The sequence below is a fragment of the Methylosinus sp. PW1 genome (genome assembly GCF_000745215.1).
Lineage (GTDB): Bacteria > Pseudomonadota > Alphaproteobacteria > Rhizobiales > Beijerinckiaceae > Methylosinus.
The window spans coordinates 124,149-139,464 of the sequence record NZ_JQNK01000007.1 but is presented as its reverse complement, the minus strand read 5'-3'; the positions used below and the strand labels follow the sequence as shown (position 1 = coordinate 139,464).

At 61.8% G+C, this 15,316-nt stretch carries 22 protein-coding genes and 1 pseudogene; 16 read left to right on the top strand and 7 right to left on the bottom strand.

What is annotated here, in order from left to right:
- The first annotated feature begins 11 nt into the window (after positions 1-11).
- From K369_RS05275 to K369_RS05265, 3 genes are read left to right on the top strand one after another with little or no spacing between them, the layout of a single operon-like run.
- Entirely contained in the window at positions 12-419 is a 408-nt protein-coding gene (locus K369_RS05275; RefSeq protein ID WP_156967733.1) for a hypothetical protein, read from the top strand.
- A 40-nt stretch (positions 420-459) separates the two neighbouring features.
- Positions 460-909 carry a hypothetical protein gene (locus K369_RS27020; RefSeq protein ID WP_036288743.1) on the top strand — a complete coding sequence of 150 codons (450 nt, stop codon included), beginning with the start codon at positions 460-462 and terminating at the stop codon, positions 907-909.
- The gene (locus tag K369_RS05265; RefSeq protein ID WP_036288740.1) at positions 906-1,646 is read left to right on the top strand and encodes an ankyrin repeat domain-containing protein; all 741 of its coding nucleotides are present in this window, start codon (positions 906-908) and stop codon (positions 1,644-1,646) included. The genes K369_RS27020 and K369_RS05265 overlap by 4 nt, the downstream gene beginning before the upstream one ends.
- Positions 1,647-1,673: 27 nt before the next feature.
- Here K369_RS05265 and K369_RS05260 read toward each other — a convergent pair whose 3' ends face one another.
- Positions 1,674-2,450, bottom strand: a complete 777-nt coding sequence (locus K369_RS05260) for a LytTR family DNA-binding domain-containing protein (protein ID WP_036288737.1) — start codon at positions 2,448-2,450, stop codon at positions 1,674-1,676.
- On the bottom strand, positions 2,447-3,556 hold the full coding sequence (locus K369_RS05255; RefSeq protein WP_245278106.1) for a sensor histidine kinase: 1,110 nt from the start codon (positions 3,554-3,556) through the stop codon (positions 2,447-2,449). The genes K369_RS05260 and K369_RS05255 overlap by 4 nt, the downstream gene beginning before the upstream one ends.
- 219 nt (positions 3,557-3,775) lie before the next feature.
- On the opposite strand from K369_RS05255, the gene K369_RS05250 reads away from it, so the two are divergent.
- Positions 3,776-4,228, top strand: a complete 453-nt coding sequence (locus K369_RS05250) for a LuxR C-terminal-related transcriptional regulator (RefSeq protein ID WP_198033046.1) — start codon at positions 3,776-3,778, stop codon at positions 4,226-4,228.
- Between the two features lie 21 nt (positions 4,229-4,249).
- On the opposite strand, the gene K369_RS26175 is transcribed toward K369_RS05250, so the two are convergent.
- A complete protein-coding gene (locus K369_RS26175) occupies positions 4,250-4,483 on the bottom strand; it encodes a hypothetical protein (RefSeq protein ID WP_156967731.1) in 234 nt (77 codons plus the stop codon).
- A 15-nt stretch (positions 4,484-4,498) separates the two neighbouring features.
- Between K369_RS26175 and K369_RS05245 the strand changes: the two genes are divergently transcribed.
- The 6 genes from K369_RS05245 to K369_RS05220 all read left to right on the top strand — a co-directional run bounded on the left by K369_RS05245 (position 4,499) and on the right by K369_RS05220 (position 8,053).
- Positions 4,499-4,837 carry a hypothetical protein gene (locus tag K369_RS05245; RefSeq protein WP_156967730.1) on the top strand — a complete coding sequence of 113 codons (339 nt, stop codon included), beginning with the start codon at positions 4,499-4,501 and terminating at the stop codon, positions 4,835-4,837.
- Positions 4,821-5,201: a hypothetical protein gene (locus tag K369_RS05240; protein ID WP_156967729.1), complete on the top strand. Its 381-nt coding sequence runs from the start codon at positions 4,821-4,823 to the stop codon at positions 5,199-5,201. The genes K369_RS05245 and K369_RS05240 overlap by 17 nt, the downstream gene beginning before the upstream one ends.
- An 83-nt stretch (positions 5,202-5,284) precedes the next feature.
- On the top strand, positions 5,285-5,953 hold the full coding sequence (locus K369_RS05235; protein WP_084570512.1) for a hypothetical protein: 669 nt from the start codon (positions 5,285-5,287) through the stop codon (positions 5,951-5,953).
- Between the two features lie 245 nt (positions 5,954-6,198).
- A complete protein-coding gene (locus K369_RS05230) occupies positions 6,199-6,822 on the top strand; it encodes a hypothetical protein (RefSeq protein ID WP_084570510.1) in 624 nt (207 codons plus the stop codon).
- A 345-nt stretch (positions 6,823-7,167) separates the two neighbouring features.
- Positions 7,168-7,482: a hypothetical protein gene (locus K369_RS27015; RefSeq protein WP_198033045.1), complete on the top strand. Its 315-nt coding sequence runs from the start codon at positions 7,168-7,170 to the stop codon at positions 7,480-7,482.
- Between the two features lie 19 nt (positions 7,483-7,501).
- The gene (locus K369_RS05220) at positions 7,502-8,053 is read left to right on the top strand and encodes a hypothetical protein (protein ID WP_036288722.1); all 552 of its coding nucleotides are present in this window, start codon (positions 7,502-7,504) and stop codon (positions 8,051-8,053) included.
- A gap of 163 nt (positions 8,054-8,216) precedes the next feature.
- On the opposite strand, the gene K369_RS05215 is transcribed toward K369_RS05220, so the two are convergent.
- Both K369_RS05215 and K369_RS05210 read right to left on the bottom strand, forming a co-directional pair.
- Complete coding sequence (locus K369_RS05215) at positions 8,217-8,636, bottom strand: hypothetical protein (RefSeq protein ID WP_156967727.1); 420 nt, start codon at positions 8,634-8,636, stop codon at positions 8,217-8,219.
- Positions 8,637-8,787: 151 nt separating this feature from the next.
- On the bottom strand, positions 8,788-9,636 hold the full coding sequence (locus K369_RS05210) for a hypothetical protein (protein WP_156967726.1): 849 nt from the start codon (positions 9,634-9,636) through the stop codon (positions 8,788-8,790).
- A gap of 100 nt (positions 9,637-9,736) precedes the next feature.
- On the opposite strand from K369_RS05210, the gene K369_RS05205 reads away from it, so the two are divergent.
- Positions 9,737-10,330, top strand: coding sequence for a hypothetical protein (locus K369_RS05205; RefSeq protein WP_036288713.1), 594 nt, complete (start codon positions 9,737-9,739; stop codon positions 10,328-10,330).
- Positions 10,331-10,547: 217 nt separating this feature from the next.
- Here K369_RS05205 and K369_RS28160 read toward each other — a convergent pair.
- Both K369_RS28160 and K369_RS25310 read right to left on the bottom strand, forming a co-directional pair.
- Positions 10,548-10,712 (bottom strand): annotated as a pseudogene (locus K369_RS28160) (response regulator); the annotation flags it as partial.
- 78 nt (positions 10,713-10,790) lie between these two features.
- On the bottom strand, positions 10,791-11,567 hold the full coding sequence (locus K369_RS25310) for a sensor histidine kinase (protein WP_245278105.1): 777 nt from the start codon (positions 11,565-11,567) through the stop codon (positions 10,791-10,793).
- 394 nt (positions 11,568-11,961) lie between these two features.
- Here K369_RS25310 and K369_RS26165 point away from each other — a divergent pair, with 394 nt between their 5' ends.
- The 5 genes from K369_RS26165 (at position 11,962) to K369_RS05175 (ending at position 15,305) form a co-directional block, all read left to right on the top strand.
- Positions 11,962-12,237 (top strand): hypothetical protein, encoded by a 276-nt coding sequence (locus tag K369_RS26165; protein WP_156967724.1) that lies wholly within the window; start codon positions 11,962-11,964, stop codon positions 12,235-12,237.
- 273 nt (positions 12,238-12,510) lie between these two features.
- Positions 12,511-12,885, top strand: coding sequence for a DUF2442 domain-containing protein (locus tag K369_RS05190; protein ID WP_198033043.1), 375 nt, complete (start codon positions 12,511-12,513; stop codon positions 12,883-12,885).
- A 341-nt stretch (positions 12,886-13,226) separates the two neighbouring features.
- Positions 13,227-13,637 carry a hypothetical protein gene (locus tag K369_RS05185; RefSeq protein ID WP_036288704.1) on the top strand — a complete coding sequence of 137 codons (411 nt, stop codon included), beginning with the start codon at positions 13,227-13,229 and terminating at the stop codon, positions 13,635-13,637.
- Between the two features lie 129 nt (positions 13,638-13,766).
- Positions 13,767-14,267 carry an RNA polymerase sigma factor gene (locus tag K369_RS05180; protein WP_036288701.1) on the top strand — a complete coding sequence of 167 codons (501 nt, stop codon included), beginning with the start codon at positions 13,767-13,769 and terminating at the stop codon, positions 14,265-14,267.
- Positions 14,268-14,357: 90 nt separating this feature from the next.
- A complete protein-coding gene (locus K369_RS05175; protein ID WP_036288698.1) occupies positions 14,358-15,305 on the top strand; it encodes a FecR family protein in 948 nt (315 codons plus the stop codon).
- Positions 15,306-15,316: the final 11 nt, after the last annotated feature.

Below are 15,316 nucleotides of genomic sequence, written 5' to 3'. Positions count from 1 at the left end.
GAGCTTTGTGGTTGTCCTTATTGATCTTGTTTTTCACGGGCGTCGCGGGGCGCGCCCTTGCGGTCGATTGCTCGAACGTGGACGTAGACAAGGTCAAGCGCGCGATCGGCGAGTTGTCGGAGTTTTACGGCGACGTGCCGTCCTGCCTCGACTGTCAAAGGCAGAAGAAGCCGATCGAGCGGCTGATCTGCCAAAACAGCGGATTGAGGCTCATGGAAGTCCTGGACACTAAGGCTGCCGTTTACGCCTATGAGAACGCCACCAAAAGGGAAACGGTTCATTCAAAGCCGGACTGCTCCTTTGTTCACAAGGAGCTTTCCAATAATTGCATCGACGCCGTTTGCGTTTGCGTAAATTTCAAAGAGCACACGAATGATTCGCGAGGCGGAGAGTCCCCCTATTATGGCGAGACGCGATGAAGGTCGAAGAAGCAGATCGAATGTCGCTGGAGCAGCGTCTATGGCGTTGATGCGTTCTGGAGCGCTGGCGACTACTGCTTTGGGTCTCGAGATCTTTCTTGCGTCGTGGCCGGCCCATGCGAGCGGCAGGCTACCAATCCCGCCATCTTCACAAGCACTCGCGTCGCATCGCGCATGCGTCGAAGCGCTCGAGAGCCAATATGCCGAGGACAAAAGACGCATCGTCGAAAAGACTGTCGCCGCCGACGGCTCCAGCCAAGAGACGTCGCTGGAAACATCGGGCATAGAGCGGAAGGGGACCGACGACGCCCGCTATCAGGCGACCGTATGGTATCACAATGGGCGTGTTCGGACCGATCTCGGACAGATCGAAACGAGCCACAGCTTCGAGACACGCCTCCGGGAATGCAAAGGCGCTACGCTCCACATCAGTGGAGAGACGGGCTACACATTGAGCACGTTCGAGCCCTGGAAGAAGGCCGCGCCATGACGCAGGCGACTCTGTCGCGGCGGAGTTTCGTTATCGGCGCCCTGAGCTCATCTCCCTTCGCTTATCCGACGACGAGCGTCGCCGCCCCCGACGCTGCGGAGATATTTTCCGATCCGAAGATTGTCGCGTTGCTCCGCGCGGCCTTTCAGCGGGACAGCAAGCGCGCCGCCGAGCTCGTGGCGGCTGGCGCCGATGTGAAGGCGAGAGGCGACAAGAACGTCACGCTGCTGCAATGGGCTATGCTCAACAAAAGCCACTTCGCCTTCCATGTGCTGCTGAATGTCGGCGCCGATCCTGCGCAGCCCGGCGTCGACGGCGATACGGCGGTCCACTTCGCGGCCATGGCGAATGATTTGGAATATTTGCGTCTCCTCCTCGCGCGCGAGGTCGACATCGACGCGCGCAATGGTCAGACCGGCAGGACGCCTTTGATGGCGGCCTTGATGGGGGAACGGGAGCGGCAGTTCGATATGTTGCTCGCGGCTGGGGCGCGTTTGAACCATGCCGACAACATGGGCAATACCATTCTGCATGTCGCGGCGCAAATCAACGATGCGGCGCGCGTTCTGAGATTGTTGCAGCAAGGAGCCCCTGCGGGGGCGCGCAACCGGCAGGGCAAGACATTCCAGACCTACCTTCTCGTGACGCCGGAGCGTCTGCTCAGCGCCGAGGCATGGCAAGCGCGGCGGGAGATCATCGATTGGATGGTGAAGAACGGCGTTCCCGTCGAACGCTGAACTGGATTGCGCACCGGGAGCCTTCGGCTATGTGCGTATGAGCTTTACGCGGATCGCCGGCGCGTAGGTTCGCCCCACGCGCACTTCCGAGCCGTCGCTCAGAACCGCGATCAGCGCCGCGAAAGGCGCTTGCTTGATGCGCGTGATGGCGCTGCGGCGGACGATCGCCCCGCGATGGATCCGCAGGAACTCTTCGCCGTCGAGACGGCGCTCGAGGGAGGACAGGCTCTCCTGGAAGAGATAGTCCGCGCCAGACACATGAATGCGCACATAGTCGCGCTCCGCCTGAAAGCGGATCACATTGTCCGGCGTGATCCGCAAATATTCGCCTCGCACCTTCACCCAGAACTCGGTCGACCTTTTCGGCTGTTCGGTCAGGGTGCGCTTCAGCGAAGCGATCGTTTCTTGCAATTCGGCCACTCGGTCCGCCTGTAGGCGCGCGCCCGCGGCGCTTCGCGCTCGCTCCATGGCGCGAGCGAAGCGCCCCGGCTCGATCGGCTTGGTGACATAATCGACGGCGTTGGCTTCGAAGGCGCGCAGGGCGTGATGGTCGAATGCGGTGACGAAAACGACCACTGGCGGCTCCGGTCCGAGGCTTTCCAGAACATCGAAGCCGCTACCGCCCGGCATTTGAATGTCGAGCAGAAGAATGTCGGGCCGAGATTGTTCCGCCGCGCGACGAGCCGCCCCGGCGTCGGCGGCTTCGTCGATTCGCCCGACCCATTCCATCTTCGCGAGCAGACGCAAGAGCCTGCGGCGCGCGAGCGGCTCATCGTCGACGATGAGAATCGTGAGCTCGCTCATGCGAGCCGCCACGGGAGCTCGATGAATACCCGGTAGCGGCCGGGCGCGACCGGGCCGGATGAAAACGAGCTGTCGCCTTGAAAGCGAGCGTGCAGGCGTTCGGCGACGTTGCGCAATCCGACTCCCATACCTGCGGGCTTCTTGCCGTCATCCTCCATCGGCATGTCGTTCTCGACCGTGACCCGAAGCCGATTTGCCTCACGGCGCACGCGCAGCGCGATCTCGACCTTACCGACAGTGGCGCCGACGCCGTGCTTGATGGCGTTCTCGATCAGCGGCTGCAGGATCAGGCTCGGCACAAGGGCGCTGCGCACATCGTCTGGCATGTCGATGCTGAACGCCATCCGGTCGGAAAAGCGTTCGCGCTCAATCTGCAGATATTCCTCCTGAAGAGCCAGCTCATCCGCCAAGGACACGTCATGCATGGGATCGAGCGACAATGTCGTGCGCAGGAATGTCGAGAGCGACAGGACCATGCGCTCGGCGCGGGTGGCCGATCCCTCCTCGATCAGGCCGGCGATCGAGTTCAGCGTGTTGAAGAGAAAATGCGGATTTACTTGGTACCGCAACGCGCGCATTTGCGCCGACAGCGCTTCCTCACGGGCTGCGGCTAGCCGACGTCCGCGGTCATGGAGTTCAAAACTGAAGATGAGGCTGACGAACAGACAGGACCAGCCAAAAAACAACGCCGCGCCTAAGGCTGTGTCGTTGATGAAACTATTCCAGTCGTGAGCTGCCAGTTGTGGCAAAGGGTAGACAGCTTGAGCGGCATAGCCCAATGCAGCCCAAACCGGCGCCGCTGCTAGGGAGATCAAGAAGGAGGATATGACGAAAATCGGCAGGGAGCTTTCCGATGGCCCGCGACGGCTCGCCCACTTATCCAAGCAAAACAAAATATACGAAATTCCAGCTGTAATAAGCCATCCAGATCCATATCGAAGAATTTTTTCTGCAATATATGCGACGCGCTGGGTGTAGTCTACAGATTCTGTTGCTTTAAGAATCCAAAGAACAACTGATGAAAGGAATGCGCCACCCCAATAGATCAGGCCAAAACGAATCGTGGCCTGACGGATGGCGCATGCGTTGGACGATCGCTTCATCATCCTTCATTTCCTCTTCAGATTTACCCCACTTCCGTTCACCGACTCGGTGCGCCATTCGCAGCGCTTCCGCAAAGCCGTGCCGTTCGTCCCCCCACAGTCGCCATTCGCAGATTCTCGCAGCCGCTCGTCGCCGCGCTCGCGCTCGTCGCCGGAAGTCGAATGAGCGCGCGCTCACGCGATGCTACGGAGCTGGGAAAGGGACCAAGCGGAAGTTTCAGCATGGACACATACGACATTTCGGACATCGCGCCAAACCTTCAGGACAGCGGGCTTTCAGGAGGCCACTCGATGATCGAGCAAAGTGCGACTGCGAGCGTCGTTTTGTTCGCGGTGCGGACCAAAGACGCGGGCGATATTCTCGCTCGCGTGCGTCACATGCTGCCGGAGGGCAGCGTTCTCTATGCGCGGCGCGAAGCGGCCGGCGCGCGCGACTTGTCCCTCACACACGGGCTGTCCACGCTGACGGCGCGACAACACGACATTCTGCGGCTCCTGTTGCAAGACCTGTCGAACAAGGAGATCGGACGGCGCTTGAAACTGTCGCATTTCACGGTGCGCAATCATGTCTCGCAACTGTTGAGACAGTTGAACGTCCCCTCGCGCAAGGCAGTCGTCGCCTTGCTGAATGACAGCCCTTCCGTCGATGCGCATGTCCTGCCGCTTTCTGATTGACGTGTTCATCGCCCCGCGGCGTCATAGCATATTATTTGCCGCGTCTCTGTCAGCGGCAACGCGCGCATCGTACCGGTGCGTCGGCGTGATTGATTTCGCGCGGATCGGATGGCTCCATCGCCTTATCCGAAGATCCAGGATTTCAAAAATATGAGAAATATCTGCGCCCTGCCCATCCTGCTCCTCGCCTTCGGTTCGGCGTCTGCGCAGGATTCGAGAGAAGCGCTCCAAAATTGGATCGGCGATCCGAGTCATGGAACCTTCCAAGGGATGGTCCGCCTGAGCGGCAAGAAACACGGAGACTATCATCGCGGCTATCGCTGCCCGAGCTACGAAGCGGCGACTTTCGTCGTCTCTATCGTCGAGAAGGCCCATCTGCACGAGAAGAGGCCGAAAGCGTTGCGCGCCACGCTTTTACGCTCGCTCGCCGGGCAAGGCTGCCAACCTGCGGCCGCCGGACACTACCGGCCGCTGCAGCTCGGCAATGTCTCGGCAATCGATAATGGACCAGAGGCGGGCGAGCAATGGACCGCCCTCCGCGTCCAGGCGCCGGACGGAGCTGAGACTGGACTCGTTTACGATGCGAGCGTCTATGGCGTCGATGACTGATGCGCATGTGGACAAGGTGAGCGCGATGACGGACGTTTCCGGCCGGAGCACGCACGGGCTGGCTCGGCGCTATGGGCTGGCGCTCGCTGCGGTCATTTTTGTCGCCTTCCTCCCATTGATCTCCCTCTTCGCCGCAAGCGTTGCCGCGAGCGTCAACGGCTGCGCGCTCGATGAAGGCAATCCGCATCCCTGCCTCATCCTGGGCCGGGACGCAGGGCAGGCCCTCTACAATATGGCGGTCGGCGGTTGGCTGATGATCTTCACCCTGCCGATCGGCGCCGGATTGTTCGTCTTGTGGCTACTGGTCCTCGTCATTCACGCATGGCGGCGGCGCAGGCGGCCGTCGTTCGACCGCCCCGGCTGACACAGCGGTTTCCCGCTACGCCGCCGTTCTCTTTTGCTCGTCGGGCGAACGCTATTCGCTCGCTCATTCTTCGATGTCGCGAAATGTCCAGAAAGACGCCTTCCATGCCAGTCCGTGCCGCCTCCCGCCTTGCAGCCGTCGTCGCGCTCGCATCGCTTCCCGCGTTGGCCGCCTCTACGGGGCCGTTCAGAGCCGTCGATCGCGACTCTCGGACGAATTATTGGATCGAGGACCGTAGCTGGGGCGGTGGCGCTCGCTTTGTGTTGAATTTGAAAGAGAGCCTGAAAGCGGACGCAGCGCACCGAGATCTTTTCGCTGGAACCGAATTCGAAACAAATGAACGGCCGCCTTCCCTGAAGTTTCTCGCGGGAGGCGACCCTGAATTCACCTTTGGTTGTGCCGACCGGGATCCGGCGAAGAGCTACTGGCGCTTTCGCGTGGGAGTCACGCCGCCCGGATCGGGCATCCCGAGCAAGGACGAGATCGCATATGAGAAGGGCGTAAAATATTACTTCGGCGCGCCGGGAATGCTCGTTCTGCTGGGCGAGGCGGACAAGCAGACAAGGCGCATTCCGCTCGCGCCGAGCGACGACGCGCTCGAAACCGGCGCTCTGACGCAAGACGATGTCCGAGCCATCCTGAACGCGTCCGTGATCCGCGCCAAGACCCCGCGGATTTTTTTCGAATCTGGAACCTCGGCGCTGAAAGCGACGATCGACGGCAATGCGAAGCTTCCTTGCGCCGCGCGGTGAGCTCGCTGTCGATCTGCGTCCGCACCCTCTCTCTCAAAGGTCGGAGTCGTAAATGGTCAGAAGCAAAGCGCGCCGTGTCGCCCGAGCGTGTGTCGCCGCAATCGCAGGGCTGCGGATTCTCCGCCCCTCGGTGGCAGCCTCTCGATCGAATCGGCCGACACGGCGACGAGTCTCCCCGCCACGCCGCATTTCTCTTATGCCCGTCGGGCGAACGCCAACCACTCACTCATTGTCGAGGTCGTGAAATGTTCAGAACGACGCCTTGGCTGCCAATCGGCGCCAACTCCCACCTTGCAACCATGGTCGCTCTTCAAATGCTCGCGTCGCTTCCCGCAATGGCCGCCTCTCCGGCGCCTCTCAGAGCCGTCCATCGCGATCCGCGGGCGAGTTGGATCGAGGCCTTTGACTGGGGCGGCGGCGCTCGCTTTGTGTTCGATCTGAAGCAAAGCCAGGAAGCGGGCGCGCCTTCCCTGAATTTTCTCGCCGGAGGAGCGCCTGAATTTGCCTTTGGTTGCGCCGACCAGGATCCGACCAAGAGCTACTGGCGCTTCCGCGTGGGAGCCACACCGCCCGGATCGGGCGTCACGAGCAGGGACGAGATCGCTCACGAGAAAGGCATGAAATATTATTTCGGCGCGCCGGGGATGCTCGTTCTCCTGGACGAGGCGGACAAGGAGATAAGGCGCAATCCGCTTACGCCGAGGAACGGCGCGCTCGAAACCGCTGCTCTGACGCAAGATGATGTCCAAGCCATCCTCAACGCATCGGCGATCCGCGCCGAGACGCCGCGGATTTTTTTCGAATCCGCAACCTCGGCGCTCAAGACGACGATCGCCGGCAATTCGAAGCTTCCCTGCGCGACGCGGTGAGCTCGCGTGTCGATCGGCATCCGCTCCTTCTCTCTCAAAGGTCAGGGTCAGAAAATGTCAGAAGCAGAGCGCGCCGCGCGCCGCGTCGCCCAAGCGCTCGTCGTCACAATCGCAGGTCCGTGGATTCTCGCGTCGCTGCCCGTCGAAGCCGCTCCTCGGGAGAAGCTCGAAGTCATCGACTCGAGCACTCGGTCGGAATGGATTAAGGATGATCGCGCCTGGGGTGGCGGCGTCCGCTTCTATTTTCTCGACGCGAAACATAAATCCGGCCCGCCTGACCTGACGCCGAATTTTGCGCTCGGCTGCGGCCGCGCCGACCCCGCAAAGAGTGTTTGGAGATTCCTCGTGGAACTCGCGCCGCTCGGCTCCGACGCTTCGGGCGAGGAGGAAACCGCCTATATGAAGAACAAGGCCTATTACTTCGGAGCGCAGGGAACGGTCATACTCATCGACGAAATGGACAAGGAGCTCAAGCGCGTTCCCATTCGAGCGACGGCCCGGGGCACATTGGAAACCGGGCGTCTCGCGCGCGAAGAGGTCAAGAGCTTCACGGACGCGTCGCGGATCCGCGTCGAGACGCCGAGGGTCGTCTTCGATACACGCGCCCTTGGGGCCAGTGGTCTCCACCTGATGCCCAAGCTTCCCTGCGCCACGTCGTGAGCGCGGAAGGAGTATCTCGATGTCGGATCGACTGAAGCAATTTCTCATTGTCGTCCTCGTGACGGCTTCACCCGCTTACGCCGCGTCGTCCAGCGTGACTGTGGACGAAAGCGGCATGGTGGCCGCCGGCGCCTGGGGCGCGCGCAAAGCCTATGCGCCTCTCGATGTGTCCCGCATCTTGCCCGGCTTCCTCGGCGCCTGGGCCATGCGTTCGGAACTCTGTGGCGAGGCGCAGCGCTCATCCTCGTTCCGGGACTGGACTCCCAACGGATTTGTCTGGATCGCCGCCGATCGCATCTCCACCAAATCCGGCCCGCTCGTGGTCGCCGGCGCTTATGTCCGCACGCCGGAAACGTTGACGCCGCGCGACGTAGAAGCCGCTCTGGCCGAGACGCGCAAAATCGTCATTTCGTCCGAGCGGGAGCGAAACGCCGCCGAGATGCTCGTCGAACTGCGCCCGCTTCAGCAAAGCGAAAGCCATTTCTATCAGCTCAGCCTCTCGGACGAGAAGAAAACGCTCGTGATCGAGGAAGCCGGCCGTGAGCGGGTCACATTGAAACTTTGCAAATGAGCCGTCTCATGCCCAAGACGACGGGAGAATTTCGGAGGGTCGCGCCTCGCTTCTCGGAGCGGGACAATATCCGCCATTGCGCCATACGCGCCGGCTGACGGAAACGGCTGGCTGAATCGGATAGAGGCGGGCCGCAGCGTCCAAGCGCCCGCGCCGGCGTTTCTCATTGCCGGCCCGCCCAGCGAAACCTCAGAACTGCGGCCGTTTCCTTTGGAGGCGCATCTTCCTCGCCACTCGAGGCGTAACTTATGGGGACCTCGATATCGAATGGCGGCTCAGGCAGCGCCTCGGGAGAAAGCGCGATGGGAATACGGTAGGTCTGCCGCCCGTCGGCGTCGAGCTTTATGTCCCAACCCTTCGAAGCGCTCGTAGCGCCGCCTCCCGAGACACAGCGCTTCGCCACGAACCTGCGGGCATTGGCGTCGGACAGATACGCGGATCGCTCGCAGGTCCATGGATCGATGCGGATCAGCGCCGTCTCCACCTGCGAGATCGCGCCGGAAGCGAACTCGATCTCGAGCCATTCGACTCCCTTGCCGGGGACCTCATGGACATCGACCAGTCGCACCGTGAAATGCGGCAAGCGAACGGTATCGCGCCCGGCCGCCATTGCGCCCCCGGCCGCAAGGCTGAAGACGCCGACGACAAAGCGGCATAGAAAAAGTTTTCGTGTCGATATCATCCCGTGTCTCCCAAGAGACATTTCCACTTGTGGCGCTGCTTCATGCGCCGCTTTATCGACAGCGGACCAATCGCGAGACCGCCGACGGATCGGGCCGCACCGTCCGCCATTCGAGAACGGCGCTATCGGACGAAAGGGTAAACTCTTCCGTAGAATCCCACTTTCCTCCGCCGCCCGAATTTCGAGCGTTGATAATAATCGTGCGGCGCGAGCTCCCCATGGTGAGAACCCCGAGAGCGATCATTTCCCCTTTCGACTGATGCAGACCTTTGGAATCGATTGCGAGCACGGCGGTCGGTTCTCCCCCGGTGCAATTATGGGCCGAATAGGCCCATTTTCCGTGATATTTCAGGGGAATCTCGTGCAACGGGCGCGGCGTTTCCCCCACGGCGTCAATTCCCTCGGGCGGGGCGTCGTCCGAAACTCCGACAGAGAATTCCAACCGTCCGTTGCTCTTGTGGCGGTAGACTTCCAGCAGCAGCGATGGATTGCCGTCGACGATGGCCGCACTCGTTTCCTTGTCGATCGTCAACATGGCGCCGGCGATCTCGACGCAGTGCGTCGTCCCCGCAAAATAAGCGTCGACGCTGTCGCTCTTCCGGCGCAGACCTCTTACATGGACATTGAAGCGGTCCTGCTGGAGAATGGCGAGCGCGTCGAACAAGGCCTCCCCCTTGTTGCCGACCTGGTCCTCCGGCGTGATTTCCGCACAATATTCGGTGAGATAGTCGAGAGCTGCTTTATCGCGGACGCCTGGTCCTGCAAAGCCGAGCGCAGACGGCGAAAGGCAATATGAACTGGCTAGAAAGCCGACCGTGGCGATTTGCCGCCATCGTCTTCGAGACATCGCCAGTCCTCGGGTCAAGCCATTCGATCCGTGGCTATTCCCGGCGCCGCACACTGTCAACATACATGAAGTACCAGTTCGCTTTTACGCTCAACTTCGACCCGCACCGACGATAGATTCGACTGGCAAGCAGGATCTGACAGGAGTGCGAACAATGTGCGCCTTCTCTTCAACTTCGTTCATCAGCGGACTTTTGGTCGCTCTGACGCTGCCTCAAATTCTGTCTGCCGCGCCGGCATGGGGCGACGCCGAGAATCCAATTGCTGAACTCGAGCAGCATGAACTCGAACAGGCTGCGCTCGCGTGCCAGTCTCGGAGTTATAAAGAGTTGTTCACCACCATGATCCGATCGGCAGCCGTGCGAAAAAAATACGCCGCGCCTCAGATCGATTATGAGGAACGCGGCAAAAAGAACGAGACGAGGAAGAGCGCGATTCCGAAAGAGAGCTACGACAAATTTCCGATCCAGATGTTCGATTTCTATTGGAAAACGACCGTCCCGGCGAAGCCCGGCGACAAAGAAGAATATGTGATGATGGAGTTCAATGAGGGCCAGAGCAATCAGATTTCCGTCGAGTGGACGCGCGTGCATTTCCGGGGACCGTACGTGGGCGAGGAGAATTTGGGGACAGCGTACGACCTCGACGGCAAGCCTTATCGTCCGGGACGGCGAGTCGATGGCCAATTGCTTCTTTATCCGACCAAAAATTGCTGGGAGCTCGTTGCAGATATTCGTTATGTCGAGTAGCGCTGCGATGGCGATCGAGAGAGCCACGGCATGGTTGAAGGCAAATGCTCAGCGAATGGCGGCTGGAACTGCGGCGCAACGCGCGGGTGACGGTTTTGCAACGCGGCCGAAGACCCGGGAAGCTGGCTCTCGCCTTGGCACATGATCGGCGCCTGCGGCCTTGCTTCGACTCGATCAGAGACGGTGACGCCATTTTTGGCACATGGTGGTCGAACGCCGTGACAAACACGACCGCCGGCAAAGCATCCGTAAGACTATCGAGCAATTCGAACCCGGCGCCGCGCGGCATCTGGATGTCGAGCAAGAGGATGTCCGGCACACGCTCTTCTACGAGCGCGCGGGCCTTCATGATATCGCCAGCCTCATCGACTGGCTTACCCAAGTCGAGCTTGTTTCAACAGTCGTGTCAGCCGCCGCGGGGCCGGCGGCTCATCATCGACTACAAGAATCGTCAGTTCGGTCATTCGGTCCTCCACGGCATATCCAATGCCGCCCGATAGACACCCGGTGCGGCAGGACCGGCCGAAAATTGCCCGTCATCCTGAAACCGCGCTCGAAGGCGGTCGGCGACATTCTTCAGCCCGACCCCCATGCCAGCGGGCTTTGGCCCGACCGTTTCCATCGGCATGTCGTTCTCGACGATCACGCGCAGCCGGCCGGTCTCACGACGGGCGGAGAGCGAAATACTGACCTTGCCGGCCATCGCGCCAACGCCATGCTTGATTGCATTTTCAATCAGGGGCTGGAGGATCAGACTGGGCACCAGCGCGTGACGCACATCATCCGGCATGTCGATATGGAAGGTCATCCGATCCGAGAAACGCTCATGCTCAATCTCTAGATATTCCTCCTGCAACGTCAGTTCCTCGGACAGCCGGACATCGTGGAACGGGTCCAGCGTCAGCGTTGTGCGCAGGAACGTCGACAGCGACAGCACCATGCGCTCGGCGCGTGTCGCGGAGCCTTCTTCAATCAGTCCCGCGATCGAGTTGAGCGTATTGAAAAGGAAATGCGGATTTACCTGATAGCGCAGCGCCCTCATTTGCGCGGAAAGGGCCTCTTCCCGAACCGCTGCCAATCGGCGCTCGCGGTCCCTGATATCGAAGCTGTAGAGAAGCGTCAGAAACACGATGGACCAGCCAAAGTACACGGCCCAGCACATAAACAGCTCTTTTATGTTGTCATCGACAGAAAAGTTAAGATTATCCGCGGCGTAGAAGGTCTTGTAAAATTCCATCGTGACAAAAAAATCTGTAACGGAAACGAACGCGGATATAAGGAAGCATATGATTACATTATATATCATTCTATTTCTGCGCAGATACCAGACTGCGATCGACATTATAGAAAATGACAGGGGTCCTGACACAATATTGACCATCCCGGAATGACCGACAAAGCTCTTCGAGTCATTTTCCTTTAATTCCGCTCCGGAGAAATATGCAGACACGCCATAGAATAGCGCCGCCAAAAATAGGTGTGTTATTCCCAGCCTGAACGCTTCCCCAAAGAGGGATTTTCGGGTTGACATTCCATCTTCCATCCGAATCGCCCTTCGTCCGCCAGGTTGGTAAAGATGCCCAGCGGATTGATTTGTCATCAGCCAGCGTAGAACCGGTACATCGTCGTATTTGATCATCCTTGGCAGCACGTCCACAAAGATGGCCGATGGTCAATGGACAGGTGAAAATCCCGCGAAACTGGCGGGCGGGTTGGCCACTTTGGGCTTACTTATTTTTCAGCATGACCTGAGGGGTGGTGACGTGCCCCCGAAGTTTCATCCAGCGCCGGGCGCGATCGGTTTCCCCACCCCGCGCCAGCCGGTCCTGCCTTTGATGCTCAACAGCAGGCCGCGCTCGTTCGTCGCGCCGGGCGGCCGATCAGTCGAGGCGGGATTCGTCGGCTGATCAGCAAGGTCCTCGAGCACGAGAAGCGGAGGCGAGAGTTTCGCCCCCGCGGACCGAAAAGCCGGATGTGTTGGTATCTCTAGCGCTGTCCGATGGGAGGTCGTTATCGATGTCGTTCGTCTGGAGCTGCGCGAGGCGATCGGATGCAGCGAGCATGACGCCCGGCAGTCGTTGGTCGCCGTACATAGGGACGATCTGCTGGAGGCATGGAGACGGATTCATGGCTGAGTTGACCAAGCAGCAATTCGACGCGGCGACGGCGTGCGGCGAGGCGTGACTGAAGGGACCCGTGCCGAAAGCGCGTATTACGACGCCGGGTGCAACCGCGTGGTGATCCGCCTCACGACGGGAATCGAGATCGGTTTTGCGCCCTGGCAAGTCGAAGGCCTCGAGCATGCGAAGGCCGAAGATCTCGACGAGATCGAAATCACCCCGGCCGGGCTCGGCGTTCATTTCCCGAAACTCGATGCGGATCTGTGTACTCCCGCGTTGCTCGACGGCGTTCTGGGATCGACGAGCTGGATGGCGGGCCTGATGGGCCGTAAGGGCGGCAAGTCCCGATCGCCGAGCAAGGCCTCGGCAGCACGCGAAAACGAAGAGCGCGCTACCGGCGGCTTTCGGAAGCGGAAGACGCCCGAGCTGCGCTGAATAGGCGCGGTCTGGATCGCGTGACCCGGCCGAATTCACTGTCGATGACTTACGCCAAATCGAATCGGAAAGACCACGCGGAGCCGCTGTGTGAACCCGCTTCGAGAAGACCGCCTGGAATTATCGCGCCGTCGTAACGATCGCCGCCATCGTCCTATGGCTCAGGTAACTGTCCACAGAGGGCTCGGCGGAAAATACGTCGAAAACGGCCGCGTCCATGGCGCGGCCGTTTTCGCGCGCTGTGTCGCCGCGGCGACAGTCCGATGAAATTCGACGCCCCGCGCCGCCCGCGAGGCGCTTTGCCTCTTGACGCTGCTTTCGCCATTGCCGACCCTGCCACAATGGCGAAGTTTCGGCCCGGCCTGAGGCAAATCGTGCGCATTTTCCTCACCCGAGGAATTGCGGCGCTGCTGCTGCTTCAGACGCTCGCGCTCGCCTTTGCCGAGGCGCGTCCCATGCCGCTCGCGCCGGGGCTCGACGCGGCGAGCCGCTTGTGCGCGCCGATATCCGACGGCGGCCATGACGGGCTCCCCACGGCGCCGAGCCGCGCGGACCGGCCTGGCCATTGCCTCTGCTGCCCGCTCTCCTATGACCCGAGCGACGCCGTGCTCGCGACATTGCTGACCGCGACGCTGCTGCTCCTCGCCCCGCCCCACGGCGCCGAGAACCGGCGCGCTTTCGTGACCGACGCTTGGCCGCTCGCCGGGGCGACGGGCGTCCGGCCCTTCTCGCGTGCGCCGCCCGCGGCCTGACCGCGCCCCGCCGCCCGCGATCACGCCGGCGGACCTCGACGAGAGCGCATAGCGGAGCCGCCCGAGCGGCCTCCGCGCACCATGGGTCCTCTCAGCCGCCACGGCCCTCTCCGCCGTCGAAAGGCGATCATGCCCGATCCGAGAACACATCGTTTCCGCGAGCTGTTTCGCCGCAACAAGCGCGTGCTGCTCGATTATTTCAAGCGCCGCGTCGGGCCGGAGAACGCCTCCGACCTGCTGCAGGAGACCTTCGTCCGCGCCATCCGCCGCGAGGATTTCGACACGATCGCCGACCCGCCGGCCTTTCTGAAGCAGATCGCCATAAATCTCTCGCGCGATTTCGCGCGTCGCCGCGAGAGCGAGGCCAAATATTTCACGCCCGGCGACGCGCCCGAGGACGTCGCCGAGCCCGCCGTCGAGCCGGATGCGCTCTATGAGACGGAGGAGCTCGCGCGCCGTCTGCTGGAGGCGATCGAGGCGCTGCCGCCCAAATGCCGGCAGGCCTTCGTCATGCGCCGCTTCGAGGATCTCTCGCATGAGGAGATCGCCGCGCGCATGCGCATTTCCCGCAATATGGTAGAAAAGCATCTGCGGCTCGCCATGGAGCGTTGCCGGGCGGCGCTCGATTGACGCCCGATCGCCCCTTCGCGACCTCCCCTTTTGCGCATCGGGCGCGTCCTACTCTATGAGAGCCTTGTTCTCGAGCCCTCTGCGGATACCATGAGCGCGGACCTCGTCCCCAGCGAAGCGGAATTGGAGCGAAGGCGCGCCGCCATCGCTTGGTGGATGCGGCTCGACTCGGGCTCCTCGACGCCGGCGGAGCGCAAGGCCTTCGCCGCCTGGCTGACCGCGGACGCCGCCAACAAGGCCGCTTTCGACGATATCTGCCGCCTGTGGGGCGATCTGGAAATTCTGCGCCCGCAGCTGCAGCCGGCGGCGAAGCCCCGGCCGCGTTTCGCCCGGCCGGGGCTTCGCGCCGCGGCGGCTGTGGCCGGCCTCGCTCTGGCCCTCGCGCTCTCTTATGACGAATTGTCGATCCGCTGGCGCGCCGGCCATCTCAGCGGAACCGGCGAACTGCGCAGCCTCGTCCTCGAGGACGGCTCGCGCGTGGAGCTCGGCCCCGATTCCGCGTTGGAGACGAATTTCGTCGGCGGCGAGCGGCGCGTGACGCTGCTGCGAGGCGAGGCCTGGTTCGCGGTGGCGCCCGACGCCGCCCGGCCCTTCTCCGTCGCCACCCCGGCGGGAACCACGACCGCGCTCGGCACCGCCTTCGACGTCTCGATCCAGGGCGCGCGCACGGAAGTGACCGTGACCGAGCATCGCGTGCGGCTGTCGGGCGCCGGCCCGAGCGTCATCGTCGAGGAAGGCGCGCAGAGCGCCTTCGCGCCGGGCGTGGCGGCGGTTTCGCCCTATCCGGTCGATACGGATCAGGTGACGGCATGGCGGCGCGGCAAGCTCATCTTCGACGACAAGCCTCTCGCCGAGGTGCTGGCGACTCTCTCGCGCTATCGCCGCGGATATGTGGCGCTCGTCGACCCTAGCCTGCGCGGACGGCGCGTGACCGGCGTCTTCGAGACCCGCGATCCCGAGGCGGCGCTGCGCGCGATTCAAAAATCGCTCGGTCTTCGCGCCGTCTCTCTCGGCTTCGTCACTCTGATCGGAGGCTGAGAGGAGCCGCG